We start from the raw sequence: 25,977 nt of genomic DNA on the forward strand, positions 1-25,977 counted from the left end.
TCGCTCGACTTGCATGTATTAGGCACGCCGCCAGCGTTCGTCCTGAGCCAGGATCAAACTCTCCGATAAAGTAGTTTGACTGACTACGCACATTGCTGTGCGATTTTTATGTTAAAACTTTGAATTAACAGGTACGTTTTGTCTTGTTTAGTTTTCAAAGATCATCTTGTCCGCTTCGTTTGAAGCAGCTTTATTACTATACCATTCAGCTTCTTTTATGTCAACAACTTTTTTAAAAGTTATTTTGAAGCTTTTATGTTTTGTCTGCTGTTCATCAGCGACGAATAATAATATACCATGGTTTCTTTAAAAAGGTCAACAGTTAATTTCGTTTTTTTTCAAAGTCTTTTTGATTGTTATATTTGTCCGGCTTGTTTCATACGATTAAGCAAGGATTATGGACAAGATAAGGAGGCGTCATCTGGTGAATCATTTTTATGTGTGGCATATAAAACGTGTAAAACAAATAATCATTATCATCATCGCAGCTTTTGCCACAGCCGGTTTCTTTTATATACAAAAAGCAGTTCCCCTTCCTGTATTTTCGACTGACAGTGGTCCAAAAGCAATTTATAAAGGAGAAACAAAGTCTGATTCTGTTTCTCTCACCTTCGATATCAGCTGGGGAGACGAAAGAGCCTTACCTATTCTCGACACCCTGAAAACCAACGGAATTAAAAACGCGACGTTTTTTTTATCTGCCTCTTGGGCAGAGCGTCATCCTGACACAGTTGCACGCATCGTAAAGGACGGCCACCAAATAGGGAGCATGGGTTACGCTTATAAAAACTACGCAAATCTGGAGAACAGCGATATTAAGAAAGATATTGTCCGGGCTCAGAACGCATTTGAAAAATTAGGCATTAAAGATGTGCATCTATTAAGACCGCCTACCGGACAATTCAACAAAGATGTATTGAAGATTGCGAACCAGTATGATTATACTGTCGTTCACTATAGTATTAACTCACACGACTGGACAAATCCGGGCGTTCAAAAAGTTATTGATAATGTAAGCAGCCAGCTTGCGGGCGGAGACATCGTCCTTTTACACGCCTCAGATTCCGCAAAACAGACTGAAGAGGCTTTACCGGAAATTATAAACCGTTTAAAAGAAAAAGGATTAAAAAATGTCTCCGTCGGGGATCTCATTGCAAATACCGAAGCTAAATCTTCAGAAATCAAATGAGTTATTTCTCCGCAAACTTAGGCAGCATCAGCAATTGAAAAGCATTACAGCCCATTAAAGGAAAGAGCATTAAATAAAGCCAGTCCTCTTCATTTACTCTTAGAGCCGGAAACCATTCTAAAGCAGTGATGACAACCATTAAGAACAGAGATGATATAAATGTTTTTTTTGAGGACTGCTTTTGCTTCATATATGCCGCAAGCAATCCAAACACCAGCAAAAACAACGGCAGCCAGGCATAGCCTATGATGGACTCTCCGCTGCCTCCAAAAAATAAAAACCGAACATACATTAAATCAAATGCTACAAATAAGATTAAAAACAATTGGAGCCAATTCCATAACGATGAGGATCTTAGGATTTCCAGTGCAAAACGATGAACCGTTAAAAACACAAAAAAGCCCATCTGACTGATTACGCTGAATATCATGCCCACCCCTACAAACCACAATAATACAGAGAAGATCTCACCTATCTCCAGGTTTATAAACAATTCTTTGTATTCTCCCCATTTTAATGCAAAACCAACGATACTCGTGATAAGTGCGCCTACTGCCAATATAGAAAAGAAAAAACGAACAAGTCCACGGCTTTTCATTTCTTATCCAACCCCTAAAAATCGCAAATAGCGATATTTTGTTATGTATATTTTCAGACGGATTCTTCATATTAAAAGTAAGACAAGTATGTGAAAGGAGCTTAAGCATGTCAAAAGCCAAAACGCTATTGATAAGCTGTTTTTTATTATTATCTGTAACAGCTTGCGCTCCAAAAGACCAAGCAGCGGATATGGATTATGACCAGACTAAAAAAATGGTTGTCGATATATTAAAGACAGATGATGGAAAAAAAGCGATTAAGGAATTATTAAACGATGATGCGATGAATGAAGCGTTGGTGATTGATCAGGATGCGATTAAGTCAACGATAGAGAAAACACTGACATCTAAAAAGGGCGCAGATTTCTGGAAGAACATCTTTGAAGACACGAAGTTTTCCGAGAGCTTTGCTAAAACTCTTCAATCTGAACATGAAAAAGTCATTAAAAAGCTGATGAAAGATCCTGATTATCAAAAAATGCTGATGCAGATTATGCAGGATCCTGAAATGAATAAAAAATACAGCGAGCTTGCAAAGAGCCAAGAATTCCGCAGTTACTTAGAGGAAGTAATCACTGAAACCCTTTCAAGCCCTTTATACAAGAAACAATTCGAGGATGAATTAAAAAAAGCAGCCAGCAGTTCTGCTAAAGAAAAAGAATAAGACGGTAACCGGGATTACATCATCCCGGTTCCCCTTTATGCATTAACAGAAGCTTTCTCAGCAACTTCTTTTGCAATCTCGTAATAAATTTCACCGATAGGGTGGCTTCTATCATAGACAGATGGCGCGAACTGGTCTTTATTCCAATCAGGCTGTTTCAAAGGAATTCTGCCAAGCAGCGGCACTTTCAGCTCTTCTGCAAGCTTATCTCCTCCGCCTTTTCCAAAGACATACTCTTTTTCACCAGTTTTTGCACTTTCATAATATGCCATATTCTCAATAACACCTACGACCTCATGATCGGTTTTTATGGCCATAGATCCGGCCCGTGCGGCTACAAATGCAGCAGTCGGATGCGGTGTGGATACGATAATTTCTTTACAGCTCGGAAGCATAGTATGAACATCAAGGGCCACATCGCCAGTACCAGGCGGCAGATCAAGAACAATATAGTCTACTTCTCCCCACTCGACCTCATTGAAAAAGTTGTTGAGCATTTTGCCCAGCATAGGTCCTCTCCATACAACCGGAGCATTTTCTTCTACAAAGAAACCCATAGACATGACCTTTACTCCAAACCTTTCGACAGGAAGTAATTTTTCTCCTTCTACGGTTGGCCGTACTGTGATACCCATCATATCCGGGACACTGAATCCATAAATATCAGCATCAATCAATCCGACTTTTTTTCCAAGCCGTGCAAGAGAAATAGCCAGATTTACAGATACTGTTGATTTGCCTACTCCGCCTTTCCCGCTTGCTACCGCAAGAAATACCGGCGGCTGATCCCTATTTAACAGCGTTTCGTTCTCCGCAGAGGGCGCTCTGAACTTCGCAACAATTTCTTCAGGCAGTTCTTCGAAACGAAGTCCGACAGTTTCAGCTCCTGCACCTTTTAGCACATTTACAATTTCTTGCTGGATCTGCATTTGTTCAGCAGTACCCGTTTTAGCAAGAGCAACTTTCACGCTGACATGCTGCTTTTCAGGCTTTATTTTCACTTCTTTTACTGCATCCAATTCTCCCAGAGGTCTTTGAAGAAAAGGTTCGCGCATTTCCCCAACTATCTTTCTTACTTCATCTTCTCTTATCATCGAACCTCACCCTTTTGTGTATTCGTTTACAAACGTTATTATATCATACATAAACAGTAAGGACCGCATCAGAAAACCCTCCTTATTCCGGAGGGTCTCCTTTTTCAGTGTAATACCTTAATATGCCTTTATATATAGAAGAGGCGACCTTATCTTGATATTTTGGTTTCCCCAGCTGTTTCGCTTCCCCGGGATTGGATAGAAAGCCGACTTCTATAAGCGCCCCAGGTTTTGTTACATTTTGCATTAAGTATATCCCGTGAATCCGCTTTGCTTTTCGGGTTGTATTTTCCAGATTGGTTCTTAACTCGTCTTGAATGTATTTCGCTACTTTTTCATTTTCTTTGTATTTTCCATAATAAAAGCTTTGTGCCCCGCTCCATTTTTGAGACGGGATTGCATTGAGATGGATGCTGATATAGAGTTCCGCCTCTGATTTATTGATCAGTGACACACGTTTTCTTAAATCTTCAGCTTTTCGTCTGCTATAACCTTTCATGCCCTCAGGAGCCAAATCAGTATCACTTTCTCTGGTCATAATGACGAGGGCGCCTTGCTCTTGCAGATAATCCCTTACCCTGTCAGCAACCTCAAGTGTAATATCCTTCTCTAAAAGCTCTCCGCCGACAGCTCCTCCATCCGGTCCGCCATGCCCCGGATCCAGGTAAATGATCTTCCCGCTCAAAGGCAGACTCCATGGCTTCCAGGAATCATTATTGTTGAATTGATATTTAAATAAAAACAGTAATATGATGAAGCCTAGCAAAAAACTGAACCATTTAAGCTTTTTCCTCATCCCTTTCCCTCCCGCTTGTCCGTTATTTATAAATATGGGACAGGGTCGGGAATTATGATTACCTCATGCGAAGCTTACATTGTTTTTCTCTTTGGGTAAAGCCCTCCGTCCACCAGTCTTTAATAAATTGACGTGAGGCTTCATAAACCATTTTTTTATCAAAAGTGGAGTATTGCTCGTGTGTCCAATTATATAGATAATCAAAAAACTCCAACCGCAATTCTTCCTCTTCCCTTTCAGAGCGGGCATTGATGCTTTGCATGGATTCTCCGTAATAACCGAAAATACCAAAGCGCCCTCCTAATAGGTAAGCTTCTATAGCAAAATCTATACAGCCTTCACTGATGATATCCCTTTCGTCATGCAGAAATGGAAATAACGGTGTGAGACAAGCTTTTACAGACTGAATGATCTGCCTAAGCGAGAGTTCTTTGAGTAAATTTTTTTCAAGTTCAAAATCTTTCTGGCGTTTTACTTCTATAAATGATAAAACCTCTGCCATATAACGCACCCTCCTTTTAACATTTATTTTGAAGCTGGGCTGTGAAAACCATGCCCGCATTCAGATGGAAATTCCGCCAAAAGAAGGTGTCTGTAAAAAAAATGAGTGAATTTAATAACAGAGGTGAGTTTTAACTGAGTAAACTATTTGCCGAGCAAATAAGCGAAGAAGAATAACTAAAGGGTAGAACGAGCGTTATGGGAGCATACTAAAGACACTGTATGTATACTTTAAAAGCATCAGCAATCAAACAGCTTTCAATGGATTATCGGTCAGATGTAGTTGAGGTAATTAACAGCTGCGGGGAAGAGGATGGAGTGTATTCAGGTTACAGTAAGCTGGATGGCTAAACAATTTAGTATAGCCGACATTCTAAGACACGTCATGACCCATGAAATCCATCATCGGCCAGCTGTCTGTTTGGGCAAGAGAACTCGGAATCCCTCCTGTGGCAGCAAACTTTTTCAACAGAATGTTATAACTGCCTCCCCAGAAAACAGCATCCAATAAGAGGATGCTGTTGATTTCACACTTTAATGCTTCTTGTCACTGAGTATGTATTAATATACTCGTCCAATACAAAACCGCCTTTATCTTCATAAAAGCCCGAAATCATAAATCCAGCATCAATCTGTCCCTTGATTTGGTCTTCTAATGAATGTCCAAACTCAAGTGCTTCATTGTTTTGGATAAGTTCTTTTACTTTTTGCTTTGGAAGGTCTGCTGAATCGGAGTAAGGGATGGAGTGCTTCACTTTTAAAATGCCTTGCTTTTCTAACTCAATATCAAAGAGAAACACCACCGGATTGACAAAGCCGGAAATCAATGTGCCGTTTTTTTTCAGTACCCGATGCGCTTCTTTCCATACCGGCAGCACATTATCAATAAAGACATTTGAGACGGGATGTACAATGAAATCAAACGATTCATCCTTAAAGCGCCCAAGATCATTCATGCTTCCTTTTACAGTATGTAATGTAAGGCCGTCACGTTCAGCCACATATTGATCCTGATGAAGCTGTTTTTCTGAATTGTCTAAGATAGTAACGTCTGCCCCCGCCGCAGCTAAAATTGGGCCTTGCTGGCCTCCGCCCGCAGCTAAACAAAGCACTTTTAGGCCCTTTACAGACGGGAACCACTCCTTTGGAACATCCTTAGTCGGCGTTAACCTTATATCCCATTCCCCGTTTTTGGCTTTTTCAATGATCCTTTTTTCTACAGCAACAGTCCATTCACTGCCTGATTCTACTTTATTATCCCATGCCTTACTGTTGTGTGTTACTAGCGAGTTCATGAATCGTGCTCCTTAGTCATAGTCGTATAGAGTATATCAAATATTTCTAGATTTTCATCGCTATCCCTCTTTGAAATTAGAAAAAAATTCAAAAATTCGCAACAATTGAGTTTTAGGTTTCTTGCTCTTTATATAAATCGGAGTGCTTTGGTTACTCAAATAAGTCTGAGATAACAAATTTAGCCGTACTTGCCAGAACTCCCGCTGAAAATTTAGTGAGGAGGTAATCAGTTTCTCCAGCTCTTCCTGTAAAAGAAAAAAGGGATATGCAGATTACTGATACAGTGAATGACACATTCTTACTTGGGAAACCATATGGTTGTTCCCCCGAGTTCAGCGGAGTTATGTTCAGACAAAAAAAAGACCCCCAGCCCATAAAGGGTGAGAGTCTTTTGACAAGATGAAATTAACGTTTTGAGAACTGAGGTGCACGACGTGCGCCTTTAAGTCCGTATTTCTTACGCTCTTTCATTCTTGAGTCACGAGTAAGAAGTCCAGCGCGTTTAAGAGTTAAACGGTATTCAGGATCTGCTTCAAGCAAAGCACGAGCGATACCGTGACGGATTGCGCCAGATTGTCCAGCGAAACCGCCTCCTGTAACACTTACTAAAACATCATAGGTTCCAGCTGTTTCAGTCAGAGTTAAAGGTTGTTTAATATCTTCGATTAACGCTTCAAATGGAATGTATTCGTTGATTTCACGATTATTAACGACGATACGGCCTTCTCCTGGAACTAAACGCACGCGCGCTACAGAGCTTTTACGACGGCCAGTACCGTAATATTGAACCTGTGCCAAATTGGTAACCTCCCTTTTAATTAACCGCGAAGTTCGTAAACTTCAGGTTGTTGTGCTTGGTGTGGATGCTCAGAACCACGGTATACGTTCAATTTCTTGAACATTTGACGACCTAGAGAACCTTTTGGAAGCATGCCTTTGATCGCAAGCTCAAGCATTTTCTCAGGGTAGTTTGTACGCATCTCAAGAGCAGTTCTAGATTTCAAACCGCCTGGATGCTGAGTGTGACGGTAGTAGATCTTGTCAGTTAACTTTTTACCAGTTAACTCGATTTGTTCAGCGTTGATGATGATCACATGATCTCCAGTGTCAACGTGTGGTGTGTAAGTTGGTTTGTGTTTTCCGCGAAGGATTGATGCAACTTCTGTAGAAAGACGTCCTAGAGTCTTGCCAGCAGCATCAACAACAAGCCATTTACGTTCAATTGTACTTGCATTAGCCATAGGTGTTGTACGCATTGAATTTCCCTCCTAAATAATCTGTCATTTTCAATAAACTTCTGTTACGTTCTATTTCACAACACAATAAGTTCCGGGGCTTATCGTGGGGTTGAAATACATACCATATGATATCTTATAACTTTATGCAGACTCTGTCAAGAAAATGTTACACCTGGTTTAGTTGTCATAGTAAACGTGCCATAAATACAGTCCATGCCCGGGTGCTGTACGCCCCGCAGCTTCTCGGTCTTTCGCATCAAGCATGCCTTTCATATCGTCTGTGGAAAATTTTCCAGTACCGACATCTAACAGCGTGCCCGCGATAATTCTGACCATATTGTATAGAAAACCGCTCCCTACAATCCGCATTTGCAAACCGTCATCTGTGTCGGTCCAGTCCAGTTCATAAATAGTCCTGACTTTATCCCGCACTTCTGTATTAGCGGAGCAAAAGCTCGTAAAATCATGAGTGCCTATAAGGTGCTCTGATGCTTCTCTCATTTTCTGCACATTGAGACGATATGAAAAATGGTAAGCGTAATGCCGTTTAAATACGTCCGGGTGTTTTTCCGTGTACACAAAGTAGCGGTACTCTTTTTTGACGGCGCTAAATCGCGCATGGAACCCATCATCCGCATGTTCTGCCGTTTTTACGGCGATATCTCCCGGAAGCAATGCGTTTAATGCATACGGCCATCTCTCCGCCGGAATAGATAACGGGGTATCAAAATGAATGACCTGTCCGGCCGCGTGAACCCCGCTATCCGTTCTTCCGGAAGAAATCACCGGAACCTTGTCTTCAGACTTATGGAGAATGGCCAAGGCTTTCTCAAGCTCAGCCTGAACCGTCCTTTTTCCCGGCTGTACCTGATATCCGTTAAACAAATGTCCATCATAAGAAATCGTGCATTTCATTTTCATACGGCACCTCTACGACCTTAAGAAAAGTAACAGAACAGCCAAAAGTACAAGAGTAAGGATTACTGCTGTATCCTTCCCCGTCCATACAAGCTTTCTGTATTTCGTACGTCCTTCTCCGCCTTGATAGCCTCTCGCTTCCATGGCGACAGCAAGCTCCTCCGCCCGTTTAAACGCACTGACAAACAGCGGAACAAGCAATGGAACAATTGCCTTTACTCTGTCTTTGAAAGGACCGCTTGTGAAGTCCACCCCTCTTGCCATCTGAGCCTTCATAATCTTATCCGTCTCTTCCATCAAAGTCGGTATAAAACGTAAAGAAATCGACATCATGAGTGCAAGCTCGTGGACGGGAAGCTTGACCTTTTTAAAAGGGTGAAGCAGCTGTTCCATTCCGTCTGTTATTTCAATCGGCGTTGTGGTCAAAGTCAGAAGTGTGGTTATTAAGATGAGGTACACAAATCTGAGAGAAATAAAAATCCCCTGAACAAGTCCGCCTTGATAGATTTTGAAGAGTCCCAGGTCTATGAGGACCGGTCCCTCTCGCGTCATTAAAATATGAAGCAGAAATGTAAACAGCACAATCCATATAATCGGCTTTAAACCCTTCAGCAAAAAGTGAAATGGGACTCTCGTTAATGAGACAACACCAAACGTAAACACACCAAGCAAAGCATACGTCAGTGCATTATTAGCAAAAAAAACAATACAAACAAACATAAAGATGGTAATCAGCTTTGTTCTTGGATCCAAACGGTGAACAAGTGAAGAACCGGGTACATACTTGCCGATAATCATGCTATCCATCATAAGGTTTTCTCCTCCTGAAAGAGAGCGCGGATTTCGGCTGCAGCGTCTTCGATGGTCAGCATAGGCTTTTCAAATTTAACGCCGAGTGCCGTCTCCAGCTGCCTTTGAAATTTAATCGTTTCAGGAAGATCAAGACCCAAACCTGACATTTCTTCACCCTTTGCAAATAAATCCCGGGGAGTTCCCGTTGCTTTAATTGTCCCTTGGTGCATCACAATCATTTCATCGGCGTACGCAGCAGCGTCCTCCATACTGTGGGTGACAAGTATAGTCGTCAAATTACCTCTGGTATGAAGCTCATAGAACATGTCCATAATGTCTTGACGCCCTCTTGGATCGAGTCCGGCTGTCGGTTCATCTAAGACAAGCACTTCCGGCTCCATGGCAAGAACACCGGCTATTGCGACTCGGCGCATCTGTCCGCCGCTTAATTCAAAGGGTGACCGATCAAGAAGTTCCTCAGACAGCCCGACAAGTTTTAACATTTCTCTGGCTTTCTGTTCAGCATCTTCTTTTTTCACGCCGAAGTTCATTGGACCAAAAGAAATATCTTTCAAAACTGTTTCTTCAAATAGTTGATGCTCCGGAAATTGGAAAACGATTCCGACTTTTTTCCGAAGGGCTTTAAGCTGCTTATTTTTTTTACCGGCTTGAAGCACAGTATCCCCCAGTGATATCTGTCCTTTTGTCGGCTTCAGCAGTCCATTCAAATGCTGAAGAAGAGTTGATTTGCCGGAACCTGTGTGCCCTATTACTGCCACATAGCTTCCTTCCTTAATCAAAGCATTGATATCATATAAGGCAAGCCGTTCGAACGGCGTTTTCACCTGATAGCGATGCTCTACATCTTTGATCGTAATGTCCATAGCTCTTTCACCAGCCCTTCCTGAGTCAGATGGTTTCCTTCCAGTGCCACTCCGCTTTCTTTCAACAGTTGGCTGAGCTGGAATGAGAAGGGCAGATCAAGGCCGATTTGAACAAGATCCTCATTTAATCGAAAAACCTCTTCAGGCGGTCCCTCAGCATACTTCCTGCCGCCATTCATCACAATGATTCTGTCAGCTTTAGCAGCCTCGTTCAAATCATGGGTGATGGATATAACTGTGGCCATGCCTTGCTCTTTTAAATGTCTTACCGTTTCAAGCACTTCTTCTCTGCCAATCGGATCTAACATAGAGGTTGCTTCATCTAAAATAATAATATCAGGACGTGCGGCGAGAACTCCCGCAATCGCAACTCTTTGCTTTTGGCCTCCGGAGAGATGGTGCGGCTCTTGATCGAGAAAATCAAACATGTTGACTTGTTTTGTCGCCCAGTCTACTCTCTCTATCATTTCTTCCCGCGGTACACCATTGTTTTCTAAACCAAAAGCCACATCATCGCGAACCGTCGTTCCGACAAATTGGTTATCCGGATTTTGAAAGACCATTCCAATCTTTTTTCGAACATCCCAAACTGATTCCTCAGTCAGCGGTATGCCGCCTACCTCAATCTCACCTGTCTCAGGCATAATTAAGCCATTTAATGCCCTGGCCAGCGTTGACTTCCCAGAACCATTGTGACCAACTATTGCAAGCCATTCGCCCTCATACACTTGCAGGGATACACGGTCAAGTGCCGGTCTTTCTGCATCTTTTCGATACCGAAAAGTAATGTCATTTACTGATATCAAGTGTTTTTCATTCATGGACAGCCTGGCCTCCTCTCAACTAAAACTCTGCTTTTCTCTTCATCTTCTCGTACAAAAAGCTTTTGTATCTAAAAAAAGGGCATAGATCCAGTTAGAAACTGTCCCGCCCTTCTTTAGATACACAAAGATATGTGATTAAACCAATTCGATAATTGCCATTGGTGCTCCGTCACCACGGCGAGGACCAAGCTTCATAATACGTGTGTATCCACCTTGGCGCTCCTCGTAACGAGTTGCAACGTCAGAGAATAATTTTTGAAGTGCATCTTGGTTATTTTCTTCATTGGCAACCTCGTTGCGGATGTAAGCAGCAGCTTGACGGCGAGCATGAAGGTCACCGCGCTTGCCTAGCGTGATCATTTTTTCAACTACTGAGCGAAGTTCTTTCGCACGAGTTTCAGTTGTTTCGATTCTTTCGTTGATGATCAAATCAGTTGTAAGATCACGAAGCATAGCTTTACGCTGTGCACTCGTACGTCCTAGTTTTCTGTATGACATGTGATGTCCCCTCCTTTATTGGAATGCTGTTCTGAAATAAAAAACACACGAAAATCCTAGTTCACATCGAAACTAGTCAATCGTCTTTGCGAAGGCCGAGTCCGAGTTCTTCTAGTTTAGCTTTCACTTCTTCAAGTGATTTGCGACCTAGATTACGAACTTTCATCATATCTTCTTCCGTCTTGTTCGCAAGCTCTTGAACCGTGTTAATACCCGCACGCTTTAAACAGTTGTAAGAACGCACAGAAAGATCCAATTCTTCAATCGTCATTTCAAGAACTTTCTCTTTTTGATCTTCTTCTTTTTCAACCATAATTTCAGCATGCTGAGCTTCGTCAGTTAACCCAACGAAAATATTAAGGTGTTCAGTTAAAATCTTTGAACCAAGCGCAATCGCTTCTTTAGGTCCAGTGCTTCCATCAGTCCAAACATCAAGTGTAAGTTTATCATAGTTTGCAACCTGGCCTACACGAGTGTTCTCTACCTGATAAGATAAACGAGAAACTGGCGTAAAGATTGAATCGATAGGAATCACGCCGATTGGCTGATCGTCTCTTTTGTTTGAATCAGCAGGTGTATACCCACGTCCTCTTTGAGCGGTAAGGCGAACTCGGAAACTCGCATTCTCACCAAGAGTTGCAATATGAAGATCAGGATTCAAGATCTCAATATCACTATCGTGTGTAATATCAGCTGCTGTTACAGTACCTTCACCCTGTACATCAATTTCAAGCGTCTTCTCTTCATCAGAGTAAATTTTCAATGCAAGCTTTTTAATGTGTAAGATAATTGTTGTTACATCTTCCACAACGCCTTCAATTGTCGAGAATTCGTGTAGTACACCATCTATCTGGATCGATGTTACAGCGGCACCAGGAAGTGAGGATAAGAGGATACGACGTAAGGAGTTACCCAGAGTAGTACCATATCCACGCTCAAGTGGCTCTACGACAAACTTACCAAATTTGGCATCGTCGCTGATTTCAACCGTTTCGATTTTTGGTTTTTCAATCTCGATCATTACTTAAAACCCTCCTTCAAAACGTCGAAACCTCGAATAGAATCATATGAGATTCCATCCGAAATTCCCCATTGTTTAGTCCCGTATGTGCTCAGGCAACGAGTCGGTGCATTCGTTTCATAAATAACTGTATCATAACCCATTATTGACAGGGACACAAAATCTATACAAACAAATTACACGCGGCGACGTTTTGGTGGACGGCATCCGTTATGAGGAACAGGAGTTACGTCTCTGATAGCAGTGACTTCTAGTCCGGCAGCTTGAAGTGCACGGATAGCAGCTTCACGACCAGAACCAGGTCCTTTAACAGTAACTTCTAGAGTTTTAAGTCCGTGTTCGATTGATCCTTTAGCAGCTGTTTCAGCAGCCATTTGCGCAGCAAAAGGAGTAGATTTACGAGATCCTCTGAAACCTAGAGCTCCGGCACTTGACCAAGAAATAGCATTACCATGAGTATCAGTGATCGTAACGATCGTGTTATTGAAAGTTGAACGAATATGAGCGATTCCAGACTCAATATTCTTTTTCACGCGACGTTTACGCGTGTTAGATTTACGAGCAGCAGCCATTGTTTAGGTACCTCCCTTACTTATTTTTTCTTGTTAGCTACAGTACGACGCGGACCTTTACGAGTACGCGCGTTGTTTTTAGAGTTTTGTCCGCGAACAGGCAATCCTCTGCGATGGCGAATTCCGCGGTAGCTTCCGATTTCGATCAGACGCTTGATGTTAAGAGAAACTTCACGGCGAAGGTCACCTTCTACTTTAAGTTTGTCAATAACATCACGGATTTTACCAAGTTCATCTTCAGTTAAATCACGTACACGAGTATCTTCTGAAACACCAGCCTCTTTCAAGACTTGTTGAGCCGTTGTGCGGCCAATTCCGAAGACATATGTTAATGAAATAACAACACGTTTGTCACGTGGGATATCTACACCAGCAATACGAGCCATTCTCTGGGCACCTCCTTATAAATTATCCTTGTTTTTGTTTATGCTTTGGATTTTCACAGATCACCATTACTTTTCCTTTTCTGCGAATAACTTTACATTTTTCACAGATTGGTTTAACTGATGGTCTCACTTTCATGTGTTTCCAACCTCCTTCAGTTTCCGGAGTGCTTTATTTGTAACGGTACGTAATCCTACCACGAGTTAAGTCATATGGAGATAATTCTACCGTAACTTTGTCTCCAGGTAAAATGCGAATGAAGTGCATGCGGATTTTACCAGATACATGAGCCAAAACTGTATGACCATTCTCAAGTTCAACTTTGAACATCGCGTTTGGCAACGTTTCGACTATCGTACCTTCCACTTCAATTACATCGTCTTTCGCCATTCAAGTGTTCTCCCTTCTTCAAATCAGTAACTTGCTCTCTGACAAATTTCAAAAGAGAAAATCTCAGTTTTCCGTTTGTCACACGCCCTGTTTCGTTTATACTGTTCTGAACTTCCGGAGATACGCAATCATAAAGGGTTAAATGATTGATATTCTTTTTCTTAGGAGAATGAAAAGTACGCTTTTCTCCGTCTGCTATTAGTACATGATGATGATCAACAATTCTTATGACAACAGCAAGCTGATTTGTTTCCCGACCCTGTTTGATCCGAACAATCTGCCCTACTTCAGGCGGAAAAACAACTGTCTTCGGAATCATCTCATCACCTAGACTTTTGTCAGTATATCAAAACCCGTTTCCGTAATCGCAATTGTATGTTCAAAATGAGCACACTTTTTCCCATCTACCGTTACAACAGTCCAGTTATCAGCCAATGTTTTCACATAGCGGCTGCCAGCGTTCACCATTGGTTCAATAGCCAGAACCATACCAGGTTTTAGCCGAGGCCCTTTGTTTGGCGGACCGTAATGAGGAATTTGCGGGTCCTCATGCAAGTCTTGACCAACACCATGTCCAACATACTCCCTAACAACTGAAAACTGCTCATTTTCGACAAATGTTTGTATTGCGTGGGAAATATTCGACAAACGTTCACCTGGTTTTGCTTCCTGCAAGCCTTTATATAAAGACTCCTCTGTCACTTCCAGCAGTTTTTTATCATCATCACTGATGTTTCCTACAGGATATGTCCAAGCAGAGTCACCATGATAACCATTTAATTTTGCACCGATATCAATACTGATGATGTCACCGTCACGCAGCACCCTGTCACCAGGGATCCCGTGAACGAGTTCCTCATTAACTGATACACAAATGCTCCCGCGAAACCCATTATACCCCTTAAAAGATGGGATTGCACCCTGCTTGTTTATAAAACGTTCGGCAATTTGATCCAATTCTTTTGTCGAGATACCTGGTTTAATGTGCTTTTTCATCTCTTCATGAGTCAAAGCCACGATTCGCCCTGCTTCCCGCATGATATCAAGTTCACGTGGGGTTTTACAGATAATCATTTATTCAATCCTCCAAGAAGCTCTTTAATATCACCGTAAACGTCTTTAATGTCCTGTTGGCCATTGACGTTAACAAGAGATCCTTTCTCAGAATAAAAATCGAGTAAAGGCTGAGTTTGCTTCATGTTTACCTCAAGCCGTTTAGAGACGGTTTCCTCATTATCATCTGCCCGTTGATAGAGTTCGCCTCCGTCTTTATCACAAATACCCGGCGTTTTCGGCGGATTAAAGACTAAATGATAGGTTGTGCCGCAAACACTGCAAATTCTGCGTCCAGTCAGACGTTCCATTAAAGCATCTTTATCTACTTTAATGTTGATGACATAATCAATCGGTTTGCCGTATTCCTCAAGAATTGCTTCAAGAGCTTCAGCTTGAGCGACTGTTCGCGGAAATCCGTCCAGAAGAAAACCTCTTTCACAATCATCCTTGCCGAGTCTTTCTTTGACAATGCCGATTGTGACTTCATCAGGTACGAGCTCTCCCTTATCAATATAAGATTTTGCTTCGAGTCCGAGTGATGTTTCCTCTTTCATAGCAGCACGAAACATATCTCCTGTTGAGATATGAGGTATCTCATAATCTTCAACAATTCGTTCGCCCTGTGTACCTTTACCGGCACCAGGAAGCCCCATTAAGACTAAGTTCATTTCGGATTTCCCCCGTCTTCTCTTTTTTTAGAGGGAATGGGTAAACCATTTCCTCTAATTTTTCATAAAACCTCGATAGTTTCGTTTCACCAACTGGCTTTCTAGTTGTTTCATTGTCTCTAAGGCTACTCCGACAACAATTAACAAAGATGTACCGCCAATTTGCGCACTTTGAGGCAATCCAGCGAATTGAATGAAAAAGATAGGAAGAATGGAAATCACGGCTAAAAATATAGAACCCACAAACGTAAGTCGATACAAAATGCTCGTAATTCTATCTTGAGTCATTTTCCCTGGACGAACCCCCGGGATATAGCCACCCTGTTTTTTAAGATTATCAGCCATTTGTTCAGGATTAACCTGGACAAAAGCATAAAAGTACGTAAAGGCAATAATTAAAGCAACATATACAATCATACCAACCGGGTGCGTGTTATCAAAGTTTGCTTGAATCCACTTTGTAACATCGTTTGATCCAAAAAATGACGCGATCGTACGCGGCGTTATAAGAAACGCAACCGCAAAGATTACCGGAATAACCCCTGCAGGATTCACTTTAAGCGGAAGGTGTGTTGACTGTCCTCCGCCAGCAGGTGAACGACCTGTGCCTTTAGCATATTGAATCGCAATTTTCCTAACGGCTTGCTGAATAAAAATAACTCCAACAATCACTGCTAAAATCGCAACTACTAAAAGAGCGATTGTTACAATATGCATAAATAGCTGATCATCGCCGCCGACAAATTGAGTCTCATATATCTGCCCAACTGTTTTCGGAATACTAGCCACAATCCCCGCGAAGATGATGATCGAAATTCCGTTGCCTACTCCATGTGATGTAATTTGTTCTCCAAGCCACATTAAAAAAGCAGTTCCAGCCGTGAGCACTAAAGCAATAATTAGGTATGTGGATATACCGGATTTTTGAATCAGCGCGCCATTGGCGAGATTGTTAAATCCATATGACATACCTAATGCTTGGATAAAACCAAGCACAATTGTAAAGTATCTCGTAAACTGAGCTAATTTACGGCGGCCGACTTCACCTTGCTTAGACCACTCGGTAAACTTTGGCACAACATCCATCTGTAGAAGCTGAATGATGATTGAAGCAGTGATATAAGGGGTAATTCCCATTGCAAGAATAGAGAATTGGTAAAGCGCCCCGCCGCCAAATGTATTAAGGAGATCAAATACACCCATTTGAGTCTGTGCCTGTAATACCTCAGAGTTAACATAAGGTACAGGAATAAACGCACCTATGCGAAAGACGATAAGCATGAGTAAAGTGAATATGATTTTATTCCGAATATCACTCACACGCATAAAGTTGGAGATTGTCTTAAACAAGTTAGATCACCTCAGCTGTACCGCCAGCAGCTTCAACAGCTTCTTTCGCAGAAGCAGAGAATTTATTGGCTTTTACAGTTAATTTTTTCTCTAATTTACCGTTGCCAAGAATCTTTACTCCTGCATTAAGTTTGCTTATAACACCAGTCTCAAGAAGAAGTTCAGGAGTTACTTCCGTTCCTTCTGCAAAACCGTTTAATTTATCTAAGTTGACTACACTGTAATCCTTACGGTTGATGTTTGTAAAACCGCGTTTAGGAAGACGTTGGAATAAAGGCATTTGCCCCCCCTCGAATCCTGGGCGTACACCGCCGCCAGAACGAGCGTTTTGACCTTTGTGACCTTTACCAGCTGTTTTACCGTTACCAGAACCAATACCACGACCTACGCGGTTACGCGTTTTACGTGAACCTTCTGAAGGCTTTAATTCATGAAGTTTCATTAGGACACCTCCTTAGCCTATAATTTATTTTTATTGTTCTTTAACAGAAACTAAATGAGATACTTTGTTAATCATTCCGCGGATCGCTGCGTTATCTTCATGAACAACTGTTTGGTTAGTTTTCTTTAAACCAAGCGTTCTCACAGTAACACGCTGATCTTCCGGACGACCGATTACACTGCGTTTGAGGGTAATTTCTAATTTAGCCATTAATGTTCCCTCCTTATCCTAACAGTTCTTCTACAGATTTTCCACGAAGCTTCGCAACATCTTCAGCACGCTTAAGCTCACTTAAACCTTGAAGTGTTGCACGAATCATGTTGATCGGTGTGTTAGAACCTAAAGACTTAGAAAGGATGTCAGCTACACCAGCAAGCTCAAGTACCGCACGTACAGGGCCTCCAGCAATAACTCCAGTACCTTCAGAAGCAGGTTTTAACAAGATGTTACCTGCACCGAAACGTCCGATGATTTCGTGTGGAATTGTAGTTCCAACCATTGGTACTTCAATCAAATTCTTTTTCGCATCTTCAACAGCCTTACGGATCGCTTCTGGTACTTCTTGCGCTTTACCAGTACCGAATCCTACGTGACCGTTTTTGTCGCCGACAACGACTAGAGCTGCGAAACGGAAACGACGACCACCTTTAACAACTTTCGCTACGCGGTTAACCGTAACTAAGCGTTCTTCTAACTCTAATTTGCTTGGGTCAATACGACGCATAGTCATGTGTCCCTCCTTCTTTTATTAAAATTTAAGTCCAGCTTCGCGAGCTGCATCAGCCAGCGCTTTTACACGTCCGTGGTATAAGTATCCGCCGCGGTCAAACACAACGTTTGAAACGCCTTTTTCAGCAGCGCGTTTCGCAACTAGTTCTCCGACTTTAGTAGCAGCAGAAATATCGCCAGTGCTTTCAATGTTCAAATCTTTATCAAGAGTAGATGCACTTACAAGTGTAACACCATTCACATCATCGATGACTTGAGCATAAATGTGCTTGTTTGAACGGAAAACATTAAGACGAGGTCTTTCAGCAGTACCCGAAAGTTTTGCGCGAACACGAGCATGTCTTTTAAGACGAGAAGCATTTTTGCTTGTTTTCGTAATCATCTAGGTCACTCCTTTCTTCACTTTAAACGGTCTTACTTAGCAGATTTACCTTCTTTACGGCGAACAACTTCACCTTCGTAGCGGATTCCTTTACCTTTGTAAGGCTCTGGAGAGCGGACAGCGCGAATGTTAGCAGCAGTAGCTCCTACACGTTCTTTGTCTGTACCTTTCACGACTACTTTAGTTTGAGAAGGAACTTCGATTTCGATGCCTTCTTCAGGAACGATCTCAACAGGATGAGAGTACCCAACGTTTAAAACAAGTTTATTTCCGGATTTAGCTGCACGATAACCGACACCGACTAATTCCAAACCTCTTTCAAAACCTTTAGATACACCTTCAACCATGTTTCCAAGCAGACTGCGAGTAGTACCATGCAATGCACGGTGCTCTTTATGATCAGAAGGACGAGCGACTGTAAGCACATTGTCCTCTATTTTAATTTCCATATCAGGATGAAACGTACGAGTTAATTCTCCTTTTGGTCCTTTCACTGCTACAGTATTGTCGTTGTTCAACGTAACTGTAACTTCAGAAGGAATCTCAAGTAACTTCTTACCTACACGAGACATACCAAACACCTCCATTCATGTTAAACTTCTTACCAAACGTATGCTAGAACTTCTCCACCAGCTTGTTTTGCACGAGCTTCTTTGTCCGTCAAAACACCTTGTGATGTAGAAAGAATTGCAATTCCAAGACCGTTAAGTACACGAGGTACTTCATTAGATTTAGCATAAACACGCAAACCTGGTTTGCTGATTCTTTTAAGACCAGTGATAACGCGCTCGTTGTTTTGGCCGTATTTCAAGAAAACGCGGATGATACCTTGTTTGCTGTCTTCTACGAACTCAACGTCACGAACGAAACCTTCACGCTTTAAAATTTCAGCAATTTCTCTCTTCAATTTAGAAGCCGGGATTTCAAGCTTCTCATGGCGCACCATGTTTGCATTACGAATGCGAGTCAGCATATCTGCAACTGGATCTGTCATAACCATTATTTAATAACCTCCTTCCCATTAACGGGGTTTACCAGCTGGCTTTTTTCACGCCAGGAATTTGTCCTTTATATGCAAGTTCACGGAAACAAATACGGCAAAGTTTAAATTTACGAATAACTGAGTGCGGACGCCCGCAGCGTTCGCAGCGAGTGTACTCTTGTACTTTAAACTTTGGTGTGCGTTGTTGTTTCGCAATCATAGACTTTTTAGCCACGATTTCGCCTCCCTTTCATTGATTATTTCTGGAATGGCATACCTACTTGAGTTAATAGCTCACGAGCCTCTTCATCAGAATTAGCTGTCGTTACGATAACGATGTCCATTCCGCGAACTTTTGTTACTTTATCGTAGTCAATTTCAGGGAAGATTAACTGTTCTTTAATACCAAGTGTGTAGTTACCGCGACCGTCGAAAGATTTTTTAGAAATCCCGCGGAAGTCACGTACACGCGGTAAAGATACAGAAATTAGTTTATCAAGGAAATCATACATGCGCTCTCCGCGAAGAGTTACTTTCGCACCGATCGGCATTCCTTCACGAAGACGGAATCCAGCAATTGATTTCTTCGCACGAGTAACGACAGGTTTTTGACCTGCGATAAACGTTAATTCTTCAACAGCACTGTCGATTGCTTTAGCGTTTTGAACAGCGTCACCAACACCCATGTTGATTACGATTTTTTCGATTTTAGGCACTTGCATGACAGAATCATAATTGAACTTTGTCATTAATGCAGGTGTAATTTCTTTTGTGTACTTTTCTTTAAGGCGGTTCATGAGATAGACCTCCCTTCCTTTTAATACTATTTATCTAAGACTTGCCCAGATTTCTTTGCTACACGAACTTTTTTGCCATCTTCCACTTTGTATCCTACGCGAGTCACTTCACCTGTTTTAGGATCGAGCGGCATAACGTTTGATACATGAATTGACGCCTCTTGATTAGAAATACCGCCTTGAGGGTTTGCTTGAGTTGGTTTAGAGTGTTTCTTCACCATGTTCACACCTTCAACTAAAACGCGGTCCTTTTTAGGGAAAGCAGCAAGGATCGTTCCTTGTTTGCCTTTATCTTTACCAGAGATAACCATTACTTTATCGCCTTTTTTAACATGCATCCTGATCGCACCTCCTTGACTAAGGCATTTAATTCATTAAATAACTTCTGGAGCTAGAGAAACAATTTTCATAAAGTTGTTTTCACGTAATTCACGAGCAACCGGTCCGAAGATACGAGTTCCACGCGGGCTTTTGTCGTCACGGATGATAACACATGCATTCTCATCGAAGCTGATGTATGATCCGTCTTTTCTGCGCGCTCCGCTTTTCGTGCGAACGATAACAGCTCTTACGACTTCACCTTTTTTGACAACGCCTCCTGGTGTTGCTTGTTTAACCGTGCAAACAATTACATCACCAATATTAGCCGTTTTACGTCCAGAACCACCAAGAACTTTAATAGTAAGTACTTCACGAGCGCCAGAGTTGTCAGCTACTTTTAAACGAGTCTCTTGTTGAATCATTTTTTGTTACCTCCCTTCGGAAAACATAATTCCGAACTTTATTAGATAATAACAGCTTCTTCGACAACTTCAACTAGACGAAAACGTTTAGTCGCAGATAATGGACGAGTTTCCATGATCTTAACGATGTCTCCGATTTTAGCTTGATTATTTTCATCATGTGCTTTGAATTTCTTTGAGTATTTTACGCGTTTACCGTAAAGTGAATGTTTTTTGTAAGTTTCTACAACAACAGTAATGGTTTTATCCATTTTGTCAGAAACAACACGGCCTTGGTAAACTTTGCGTTGGTTACGTTCGCTCATGCTCACGACCTCCCCTCAGTGATTATTTATTAGCAGCAATTTCTCTTTCACGAATCACAGTTTTCATGCGCGCGATAGCTTTGCGCACTTCACGAATGCGAGCAGTATTTTCAAGTTGTCCTGTCGCTAATTGAAAGCGAAGATTGAAAAGTTCTTCTTTAAGAGACTTTACTTTTTGTTCAATTTCAGCAGTGGTAAGGTCACGAATTTCATTAGCTTTCATTTGATTCACCACCAATTTCTTCACGTTTTACGAACTTCGTTTTAATTGGCAATTTGTGAGATGCAAGACGAAGCGCTTCACGAGCAACCTCTTCAGACACACCAGAAATTTCAAATAAAACTTTGCCCGGTTTTACAACAGCTACCCAACCTTCAGGAGCTCCTTTACCGGATCCCATACGTACCTCAAGTGGTTTAGCAGTGTAAGGTTTAGAAGGGAAAATTTTGATCCAAACTTTACCGCCACGTTTCATGTAACGAGTCATCGCAATACGGGCAGCTTCGATTTGGCGGTTCGTGATCCATGAAGCTTCAAGAGCTTGGATACCGTACTCACCGAAATGTACTTCAGTACCGCCTTTAGCGCGACCGCGCATTTTTCCGCGATGCTCTCTGCGATATTTAACGCGTTTAGGTAATAACATATTATTTTCCTCCTTCCTCAGTTTTCTTCTTAGTAGGAAGAACCTCTCCACGATAGATCCAGACTTTCACACCAAGCTTACCGTAAGTTGTGTCAGCTTCAGATGTTGCATAGTCAATATCAGCACGCAATGTGTGCAATGGAACAGTTCCTTCACTGTAGTATTCAGAACGAGCGATATCCGCACCGCCAAGACGACCAGAAACCATTGTTTTCACACCTTGTGCTCCAGCACGCATTGTGCGTTGGATTTGTTGCTTCTGCGCACGGCGGAAAGAAATACGGTTTTCTAATTGACGAGCGATGTTGTCAGCAACTAGCTGAGCGTCAAGATCTGCTCTTTTGATTTCAAGAATGTTGATGTGTACACGCTTGCCAGTAAGGCTGTTAAGGGCTTTACGAAGTGCTTCGACTTCTGATCCGCCTTTACCGATTACCATACCAGGCTTAGCAGTGTGGATCGTAATGTTAACGCGGTTTGCTGCACGCTCGATTTCAACTTTAGAAACTGAAGCGTCAGAAAGGCGTTTGCTAATGTATTCACGAATTTTTAAATCTTCGTGTAGGAAGTCAGCGTAATCTTTACCAGCGTACCACTTAGATTCCCAATCACGAATGACTCCGATACGAAGACCGACTGGATTTACCTTTTGACCCACGACTTATCCCTCCTTCTTTTCTGATACAACGATTGTAATGTGGCTAGTACGTTTGTTGATTTGGCTCGCACGTCCCATAGCACGTGGGCGGAATCTTTTTAACGTAGGGCCTTCGTCAACGAAAGCTTGAGTAATAACCAGACTGTTAGCGTCCAATTCATAGTTATGCTCAGCGTTTGCGATTGCAGATTTTAAAACTTTTTCAATAATTGGAGAAGCAGCTCTCGGTGTTAGGTTCAAGATAGATACTGCTTCACCTACTTGCTTGCCTCGAATCAGGTCCATTACTAGACGTGCTTTACGAGGAGCAATACGGACTGTTCTTGCGACAGCTTTTGCTTGCATTTAAAAGCCTCCTCTCTTAGCGTCTTGTTTTTTTGTCATCACTAGCATGGCCTTTGTACGTACGAGTTGGTGCGAATTCACCCAACTTGTGACCTACCATATCCTCAGATACGAAAACAGGCACGTGTTTGCGTCCGTCATAGACTGCGATTGTGTGACCGATAAACTGTGGGAAAATAGTAGAACGGCGAGACCAAGTTTTTACAACTTGCTTCTTGTCCGTTTCATTTAATTTCTCGATTTTTGTCATCAAGTGTCCATCGACAAATGGTCCTTTTTTTAAGCTGCGAGCCATTTTGGAACCTCCCTTCGTGATTGCACTACGGTCCGATATGAACCGTAGACAACCCCGTTATTTATTTTTACGACGACGTACGATAAATTTATCAGATTTGTTCGTTTTCTTACGTGTCTTGAATCCAAGAGTTGGTTTGCCCCATGGAGACATTGGTGATTTACGTCCGATTGGCGCACGTCCTTCACCACCACCGTGTGGGTGATCGTTAGGGTTCATTACAGAACCGCGGACTGTCGGGCGAACACCTTTCCAGCGTGAGCGTCCTGCTTTACCAATGTTGATAAGTTCGTGCTGCTCGTTACCTACTTGACCGATAGAAGCGCGGCAAGCAGAAAGGATCATGCGAACTTCACCAGAATTAAGACGTACAAGAACGTATTTACCTTCTTTACCAAGAACCTGAGCAGAAGTACCGGCAGAACGTACTAGCTGTCCGCCTTTACCAGGTTTTAATTCAATGTTATGCACAACTGTACCAACAGGGATGTTGATAAGTGGAAGTGCATTACCTGGTTTGATGTCAGCTTCTGGACCTGACATGATTTCAGTACCCACTTGAATTCCTTTAGGAGCAAGAATGTAACGTTTTTCTCCGTCTGCATAGTTGATTAGTGCGATGTTAGCTGAACGGTTTGGATCGTATTCAACTGTAGCAACGCGTCCAGGTATACCATCTTTATCGCGTTTGAAGTCGATAACACGGTATTGGCGTTTATGTCCGCCACCTTGGTGACGTACAGTCAATTTACCTTGGTTGTTACGTCCGCCTTTTTTGTGAAGGGGAGCAAGCAAGGATTTTTCCGGCTTGTCAGTCGTGATTTCAGCAAAATCTGAAGTTGTCATTCCACGACGTCCATTAGAGGTCGGTTTATACTTTTTAATCGCCATTTTGAATTTCCCTCCTTCTTTTTACAGATAATTACGCTTCAAAAATTTCGATTTCTTTGCTGTCTGCAGTAAGTTTCACGATCGCTTTTCTGCGACGGCTAGTCATACCAGAGTAGCGGCCGACACGTTTAGATTTCCCTTTGTAGTTCATGATGTTGACTTTGTCAACTTTCACTCCAAAGATACTTTCTACTGCATCTTTCACTTCTGTTTTATTAGCTCTTACATCAACTTCAAAAGTATATTTTTTATCAGTCATTAAATCAGCAGAACGTTCAGTAATGACGGGGCGCTTAAGAACATCACGAGGATCTTTCATTATGCAAGCACCTCCTCTACTTTTTCAACCGCAGCTTTCGTAATCAGAAGCTTCTCATGGTTGACAACGTCTAATACGTTGATTCCGTCAGCTTGAACAACTGTAACTCCAGGGATGTTACGAGCCGATAAGGAAACCGTTTCGTTTACATCTGCAGTTACGATTAAAGCTTTTTTCTCAACAGATAACCCTTTAAGGATAGCTGCCATTTCTTTAGTTTTAACCGCATCTAGAGTAAGATCTTCAAGAACAACGATACTGTTGTCTACCACTTTAGAAGACAATGCTGATTTGATTGCCAAGCGGCGAACTTTTTTAGGTAATTTGTAAGAATAGCTGCGTGGTGTTGGGCCGAATACGACACCGCCTCCGCGCCATTGTGGTGAACGGATAGAACCTTGACGGGCACGTCCAGTACCTTTTTGGCGCCATGGTTTACGACCTCCGCCACGAACTTCAGAACGATTTTTCACTTTATGAGATCCTTGACGTAAGGAAGCTCTTTGCATAAGAATAGCGTCGAATACAACACTTTCATTTGGCTCAATTCCAAATACAGAAGCGTTTAATTCGATATCACCAGCAGTAGAACCGTTTTGGTTGTATAATGCTACTTTTGGCATGATCAATTTCCTCCTTTCCTAAGAGACTTATTTAGATTTAACCGCACTTTTAACAGTGATTAAAGATTTTCTCGCACCAGGTACGTTACCTTTGATCAAAAGAAGATTGCGTTCTGCATCAACTTTTACGATTTCAAGGTTTTGAACAGTGATTTGCTCTCCGCCCATACGTCCAGGCAATAATTTGCCTTTGAATACACGGTTAGGGTCTACAGGTCCCATTGAACCAGGACGTCTGTGGTAACGTGAACCGTGAGACATAGGTCCGCGAGATTGTCCGTGGCGCTTGATCGCACCTTGGAAACCTTTACCTTTAGATACTCCTGTTACATCTACGATTTCTCCAGCAGAGAAAATTTCAACCTTGACTTCCTGACCAACTTCATACGCATCCATTTCCACTCCGCGTAATTCTTTAACGAAGCGCTTAGGAGCAGTTTCCGCTTTTGCAACGTGTCCTTTTTCCGGTTTGTTTGAAAGCTTTTCACGCTTGTCGTCAAAACCAAGCTGGATAGCTTCGTAGCCGTCATTTTCAGCAGTTTTCTTCTGAAGAACAACGTTAGCAGCTGCTTCAATAACAGTTACCGGGATAAGATCACCGTTTTCTGCGAATACTTGCGTCATACCAATTTTTCTTCCTAAGATTCCTTTGGTCATTCGTCACACCTCCTATTATGATCATTCTATATTTTAGAATTAAAGTTTGATTTCGATATCAACACCAGATGGTAAATCTAATCGCATTAGAGCATCAACAGTTTGTGGTGTTGGGTTCACAATGTCGATTAAACGTTTATGTGTACGCATTTCAAATTGCTCACGAGAATCTTTGTATTTATGCACCGCACGAAGAATCGTGTAAACTGATTTTTCAGTTGGCAACGGAATCGGACCAGATACACTAGCACCAGAACGTTTTGCCGTTTCAACAATCTTCTCTGCAGATTGATCAAGGATTCTATGATCATATGCTTTTAAACGAATACGAATTTTTTGTTTTGCCATTATTTTCCCTCCTTTTCGCCTACTTCACGTTAGACAGTTCTCCGTGAGAAAAACCTGATCACCTTGCCATGGCAAAGCGG

General features: G+C 42.0%; 46 protein-coding genes and 1 rRNA gene. 4 read left to right on the forward strand and 43 right to left on the reverse strand.

Going from position 1 to position 25,977, the window contains the following annotated elements; genetic code table 11:
• Positions 1-69, reverse strand: a 16S ribosomal RNA gene (locus GXP75_RS19940); the annotation flags it as partial.
• 355 nt (positions 70-424) lie between these two features.
• On the opposite strand from GXP75_RS19940, the gene pdaB reads away from it, so the two are divergent.
• Positions 425-1,189 (forward strand): polysaccharide deacetylase family sporulation protein PdaB, encoded by a 765-nt coding sequence (pdaB, locus tag GXP75_RS19945; RefSeq protein ID WP_214919226.1) that lies wholly within the window; start codon positions 425-427, stop codon positions 1,187-1,189.
• 1 nt (position 1,190) lies between these two features.
• On the opposite strand, the gene kbaA is transcribed toward pdaB, so the two are convergent.
• On the reverse strand, positions 1,191-1,787 hold the full coding sequence (kbaA, locus tag GXP75_RS19950; RefSeq protein WP_010787441.1) for a KinB-signaling pathway activation protein: 597 nt from the start codon (positions 1,785-1,787) through the stop codon (positions 1,191-1,193).
• Between the two features lie 107 nt (positions 1,788-1,894).
• Between kbaA and gerD the strand changes: the two genes are divergently transcribed.
• On the forward strand, positions 1,895-2,452 hold the full coding sequence (gerD, locus tag GXP75_RS19955; protein ID WP_061570367.1) for a spore germination lipoprotein GerD: 558 nt from the start codon (positions 1,895-1,897) through the stop codon (positions 2,450-2,452).
• A gap of 35 nt (positions 2,453-2,487) precedes the next feature.
• On the opposite strand, the gene GXP75_RS19960 is transcribed toward gerD, so the two are convergent.
• From GXP75_RS19960 to GXP75_RS19970, 3 genes are all read right to left on the reverse strand, one after another.
• Entirely contained in the window at positions 2,488-3,546 is a 1,059-nt protein-coding gene (locus tag GXP75_RS19960) for an Mrp/NBP35 family ATP-binding protein (RefSeq protein ID WP_242557714.1), read from the reverse strand.
• 82 nt (positions 3,547-3,628) lie between these two features.
• Positions 3,629-4,342 (reverse strand): N-acetylmuramoyl-L-alanine amidase CwlD, encoded by a 714-nt coding sequence (gene cwlD / locus GXP75_RS19965; protein ID WP_242557715.1) that lies wholly within the window; start codon positions 4,340-4,342, stop codon positions 3,629-3,631.
• 58 nt (positions 4,343-4,400) lie between these two features.
• Positions 4,401-4,844 (reverse strand): DUF2521 family protein, encoded by a 444-nt coding sequence (locus GXP75_RS19970; protein ID WP_061570370.1) that lies wholly within the window; start codon positions 4,842-4,844, stop codon positions 4,401-4,403.
• Between the two features lie 221 nt (positions 4,845-5,065).
• Here GXP75_RS19970 and GXP75_RS21465 point away from each other — a divergent pair, with 221 nt between their 5' ends.
• Positions 5,066-5,194, forward strand: coding sequence for a hypothetical protein (locus tag GXP75_RS21465; protein ID WP_277990813.1), 129 nt, complete (start codon positions 5,066-5,068; stop codon positions 5,192-5,194).
• Complete coding sequence (locus GXP75_RS21670; protein ID WP_242557716.1) at positions 5,187-5,354, forward strand: DinB family protein; 168 nt, start codon at positions 5,187-5,189, stop codon at positions 5,352-5,354. Before GXP75_RS21465 ends, GXP75_RS21670 begins: the two co-directional genes overlap by 8 nt.
• A gap of 16 nt (positions 5,355-5,370) precedes the next feature.
• Here the strand turns inward: GXP75_RS21670 and GXP75_RS19980 are convergent, their stop codons facing one another.
• From GXP75_RS19980 to rpsJ, 38 genes are all read right to left on the reverse strand, one after another.
• The gene (locus GXP75_RS19980) at positions 5,371-6,138 is read right to left on the reverse strand and encodes a class I SAM-dependent methyltransferase (protein ID WP_214919230.1); all 768 of its coding nucleotides are present in this window, start codon (positions 6,136-6,138) and stop codon (positions 5,371-5,373) included.
• A gap of 406 nt (positions 6,139-6,544) precedes the next feature.
• Complete coding sequence (gene rpsI / locus GXP75_RS19985) at positions 6,545-6,937, reverse strand: 30S ribosomal protein S9 (protein WP_242557717.1); 393 nt, start codon at positions 6,935-6,937, stop codon at positions 6,545-6,547.
• A gap of 20 nt (positions 6,938-6,957) precedes the next feature.
• The gene (gene rplM, locus GXP75_RS19990; RefSeq protein WP_003328257.1) at positions 6,958-7,395 is read right to left on the reverse strand and encodes a 50S ribosomal protein L13; all 438 of its coding nucleotides are present in this window, start codon (positions 7,393-7,395) and stop codon (positions 6,958-6,960) included.
• A gap of 159 nt (positions 7,396-7,554) precedes the next feature.
• Entirely contained in the window at positions 7,555-8,298 is a 744-nt protein-coding gene (truA, locus tag GXP75_RS19995; RefSeq protein WP_242557718.1) for a tRNA pseudouridine(38-40) synthase TruA, read from the reverse strand.
• Positions 8,299-8,307: 9 nt separating this feature from the next.
• Positions 8,308-9,105 carry an energy-coupling factor transporter transmembrane component T family protein gene (locus tag GXP75_RS20000; protein WP_214919232.1) on the reverse strand — a complete coding sequence of 266 codons (798 nt, stop codon included), beginning with the start codon at positions 9,103-9,105 and terminating at the stop codon, positions 8,308-8,310.
• Complete coding sequence (locus GXP75_RS20005) at positions 9,102-9,971, reverse strand: energy-coupling factor ABC transporter ATP-binding protein (protein WP_150225137.1); 870 nt, start codon at positions 9,969-9,971, stop codon at positions 9,102-9,104. Before GXP75_RS20005 ends, GXP75_RS20000 begins: the two co-directional genes overlap by 4 nt.
• Positions 9,947-10,792: an energy-coupling factor ABC transporter ATP-binding protein gene (locus GXP75_RS20010; protein WP_242557719.1), complete on the reverse strand. Its 846-nt coding sequence runs from the start codon at positions 10,790-10,792 to the stop codon at positions 9,947-9,949. Before GXP75_RS20010 ends, GXP75_RS20005 begins: the two co-directional genes overlap by 25 nt.
• A gap of 138 nt (positions 10,793-10,930) precedes the next feature.
• Positions 10,931-11,293, reverse strand: a complete 363-nt coding sequence (gene rplQ, locus GXP75_RS20015) for a 50S ribosomal protein L17 (RefSeq protein WP_003328263.1) — start codon at positions 11,291-11,293, stop codon at positions 10,931-10,933.
• Between the two features lie 76 nt (positions 11,294-11,369).
• Positions 11,370-12,314 (reverse strand): DNA-directed RNA polymerase subunit alpha, encoded by a 945-nt coding sequence (locus GXP75_RS20020; RefSeq protein ID WP_003328264.1) that lies wholly within the window; start codon positions 12,312-12,314, stop codon positions 11,370-11,372.
• Between the two features lie 176 nt (positions 12,315-12,490).
• Positions 12,491-12,886, reverse strand: a complete 396-nt coding sequence (gene rpsK / locus GXP75_RS20025) for a 30S ribosomal protein S11 (RefSeq protein WP_009966385.1) — start codon at positions 12,884-12,886, stop codon at positions 12,491-12,493.
• A 20-nt stretch (positions 12,887-12,906) separates the two neighbouring features.
• Positions 12,907-13,272, reverse strand: coding sequence for a 30S ribosomal protein S13 (gene rpsM, locus GXP75_RS20030; RefSeq protein ID WP_003328266.1), 366 nt, complete (start codon positions 13,270-13,272; stop codon positions 12,907-12,909).
• Between the two features lie 22 nt (positions 13,273-13,294).
• On the reverse strand, positions 13,295-13,408 hold the full coding sequence (gene rpmJ, locus GXP75_RS20035) for a 50S ribosomal protein L36 (RefSeq protein WP_003156543.1): 114 nt from the start codon (positions 13,406-13,408) through the stop codon (positions 13,295-13,297).
• Between the two features lie 33 nt (positions 13,409-13,441).
• Positions 13,442-13,660 (reverse strand): translation initiation factor IF-1, encoded by a 219-nt coding sequence (infA, locus tag GXP75_RS20040; protein ID WP_003156508.1) that lies wholly within the window; start codon positions 13,658-13,660, stop codon positions 13,442-13,444.
• Positions 13,638-13,979, reverse strand: coding sequence for a KOW domain-containing RNA-binding protein (locus GXP75_RS20045; RefSeq protein ID WP_003328267.1), 342 nt, complete (start codon positions 13,977-13,979; stop codon positions 13,638-13,640). The genes infA and GXP75_RS20045 overlap by 23 nt, the downstream gene beginning before the upstream one ends.
• 8 nt (positions 13,980-13,987) lie before the next feature.
• Entirely contained in the window at positions 13,988-14,734 is a 747-nt protein-coding gene (map, locus tag GXP75_RS20050) for a type I methionyl aminopeptidase (RefSeq protein WP_003328268.1), read from the reverse strand.
• Positions 14,731-15,384 carry an adenylate kinase gene (locus GXP75_RS20055; RefSeq protein ID WP_242557720.1) on the reverse strand — a complete coding sequence of 218 codons (654 nt, stop codon included), beginning with the start codon at positions 15,382-15,384 and terminating at the stop codon, positions 14,731-14,733. Before GXP75_RS20055 ends, map begins: the two co-directional genes overlap by 4 nt.
• Positions 15,385-15,438: 54 nt before the next feature.
• Positions 15,439-16,734 carry a preprotein translocase subunit SecY gene (secY, locus tag GXP75_RS20060; protein WP_010787430.1) on the reverse strand — a complete coding sequence of 432 codons (1,296 nt, stop codon included), beginning with the start codon at positions 16,732-16,734 and terminating at the stop codon, positions 15,439-15,441.
• Position 16,735: 1 nt separating this feature from the next.
• Positions 16,736-17,176 carry a 50S ribosomal protein L15 gene (rplO, locus tag GXP75_RS20065; RefSeq protein WP_003328272.1) on the reverse strand — a complete coding sequence of 147 codons (441 nt, stop codon included), beginning with the start codon at positions 17,174-17,176 and terminating at the stop codon, positions 16,736-16,738.
• A 30-nt stretch (positions 17,177-17,206) separates the two neighbouring features.
• Positions 17,207-17,386, reverse strand: coding sequence for a 50S ribosomal protein L30 (rpmD, locus tag GXP75_RS20070; RefSeq protein WP_003156497.1), 180 nt, complete (start codon positions 17,384-17,386; stop codon positions 17,207-17,209).
• Positions 17,387-17,399: 13 nt separating this feature from the next.
• Positions 17,400-17,900: a 30S ribosomal protein S5 gene (gene rpsE / locus GXP75_RS20075; RefSeq protein WP_003328273.1), complete on the reverse strand. Its 501-nt coding sequence runs from the start codon at positions 17,898-17,900 to the stop codon at positions 17,400-17,402.
• Between the two features lie 24 nt (positions 17,901-17,924).
• Positions 17,925-18,287 carry a 50S ribosomal protein L18 gene (rplR, locus tag GXP75_RS20080; protein WP_003328274.1) on the reverse strand — a complete coding sequence of 121 codons (363 nt, stop codon included), beginning with the start codon at positions 18,285-18,287 and terminating at the stop codon, positions 17,925-17,927.
• A gap of 32 nt (positions 18,288-18,319) precedes the next feature.
• A complete protein-coding gene (gene rplF, locus GXP75_RS20085) occupies positions 18,320-18,859 on the reverse strand; it encodes a 50S ribosomal protein L6 (RefSeq protein WP_003328275.1) in 540 nt (179 codons plus the stop codon).
• Positions 18,860-18,888: 29 nt separating this feature from the next.
• Positions 18,889-19,287, reverse strand: a complete 399-nt coding sequence (gene rpsH, locus GXP75_RS20090) for a 30S ribosomal protein S8 (RefSeq protein WP_003328276.1) — start codon at positions 19,285-19,287, stop codon at positions 18,889-18,891.
• Positions 19,288-19,318: 31 nt separating this feature from the next.
• Positions 19,319-19,504: a 30S ribosomal protein S14 gene (gene rpsN / locus GXP75_RS20095; protein ID WP_003156488.1), complete on the reverse strand. Its 186-nt coding sequence runs from the start codon at positions 19,502-19,504 to the stop codon at positions 19,319-19,321.
• Between the two features lie 22 nt (positions 19,505-19,526).
• Entirely contained in the window at positions 19,527-20,066 is a 540-nt protein-coding gene (rplE, locus tag GXP75_RS20100) for a 50S ribosomal protein L5 (protein ID WP_003328277.1), read from the reverse strand.
• Between the two features lie 26 nt (positions 20,067-20,092).
• Positions 20,093-20,404, reverse strand: a complete 312-nt coding sequence (rplX, locus tag GXP75_RS20105) for a 50S ribosomal protein L24 (protein ID WP_003328278.1) — start codon at positions 20,402-20,404, stop codon at positions 20,093-20,095.
• A 36-nt stretch (positions 20,405-20,440) separates the two neighbouring features.
• Positions 20,441-20,809, reverse strand: coding sequence for a 50S ribosomal protein L14 (rplN, locus tag GXP75_RS20110; protein ID WP_003328280.1), 369 nt, complete (start codon positions 20,807-20,809; stop codon positions 20,441-20,443).
• Positions 20,810-20,850: 41 nt separating this feature from the next.
• Positions 20,851-21,114, reverse strand: coding sequence for a 30S ribosomal protein S17 (rpsQ, locus tag GXP75_RS20115; RefSeq protein WP_003178345.1), 264 nt, complete (start codon positions 21,112-21,114; stop codon positions 20,851-20,853).
• Positions 21,115-21,136: 22 nt separating this feature from the next.
• Positions 21,137-21,337 carry a 50S ribosomal protein L29 gene (gene rpmC, locus GXP75_RS20120; protein ID WP_003156482.1) on the reverse strand — a complete coding sequence of 67 codons (201 nt, stop codon included), beginning with the start codon at positions 21,335-21,337 and terminating at the stop codon, positions 21,137-21,139.
• Complete coding sequence (gene rplP / locus GXP75_RS20125) at positions 21,327-21,761, reverse strand: 50S ribosomal protein L16 (RefSeq protein ID WP_003156478.1); 435 nt, start codon at positions 21,759-21,761, stop codon at positions 21,327-21,329. Before rplP ends, rpmC begins: the two co-directional genes overlap by 11 nt.
• Before the next feature lies 1 nt (position 21,762).
• Positions 21,763-22,419, reverse strand: a complete 657-nt coding sequence (rpsC, locus tag GXP75_RS20130) for a 30S ribosomal protein S3 (protein ID WP_003328281.1) — start codon at positions 22,417-22,419, stop codon at positions 21,763-21,765.
• Positions 22,420-22,422: 3 nt separating this feature from the next.
• Complete coding sequence (gene rplV, locus GXP75_RS20135; protein ID WP_003328282.1) at positions 22,423-22,764, reverse strand: 50S ribosomal protein L22; 342 nt, start codon at positions 22,762-22,764, stop codon at positions 22,423-22,425.
• Between the two features lie 16 nt (positions 22,765-22,780).
• Positions 22,781-23,059: a 30S ribosomal protein S19 gene (gene rpsS, locus GXP75_RS20140; protein WP_003328284.1), complete on the reverse strand. Its 279-nt coding sequence runs from the start codon at positions 23,057-23,059 to the stop codon at positions 22,781-22,783.
• 57 nt (positions 23,060-23,116) lie between these two features.
• Positions 23,117-23,950, reverse strand: a complete 834-nt coding sequence (rplB, locus tag GXP75_RS20145) for a 50S ribosomal protein L2 (protein WP_003328285.1) — start codon at positions 23,948-23,950, stop codon at positions 23,117-23,119.
• A 31-nt stretch (positions 23,951-23,981) separates the two neighbouring features.
• Positions 23,982-24,269 carry a 50S ribosomal protein L23 gene (rplW, locus tag GXP75_RS20150; RefSeq protein ID WP_003328286.1) on the reverse strand — a complete coding sequence of 96 codons (288 nt, stop codon included), beginning with the start codon at positions 24,267-24,269 and terminating at the stop codon, positions 23,982-23,984.
• Entirely contained in the window at positions 24,269-24,892 is a 624-nt protein-coding gene (gene rplD, locus GXP75_RS20155) for a 50S ribosomal protein L4 (RefSeq protein ID WP_061570378.1), read from the reverse strand. The genes rplW and rplD overlap by 1 nt, the downstream gene beginning before the upstream one ends.
• A 27-nt stretch (positions 24,893-24,919) precedes the next feature.
• Entirely contained in the window at positions 24,920-25,549 is a 630-nt protein-coding gene (rplC, locus tag GXP75_RS20160) for a 50S ribosomal protein L3 (RefSeq protein WP_003328288.1), read from the reverse strand.
• A gap of 39 nt (positions 25,550-25,588) precedes the next feature.
• A complete protein-coding gene (gene rpsJ, locus GXP75_RS20165) occupies positions 25,589-25,897 on the reverse strand; it encodes a 30S ribosomal protein S10 (protein WP_003156464.1) in 309 nt (102 codons plus the stop codon).
• Between the last annotated feature and the right edge of the window lie 80 nt (positions 25,898-25,977).

Source organism: Bacillus sp. HU-1818 (genome assembly GCF_022695965.1).
Taxonomy (GTDB): Bacteria; Bacillota; Bacilli; order Bacillales; family Bacillaceae; genus Bacillus; species Bacillus atrophaeus.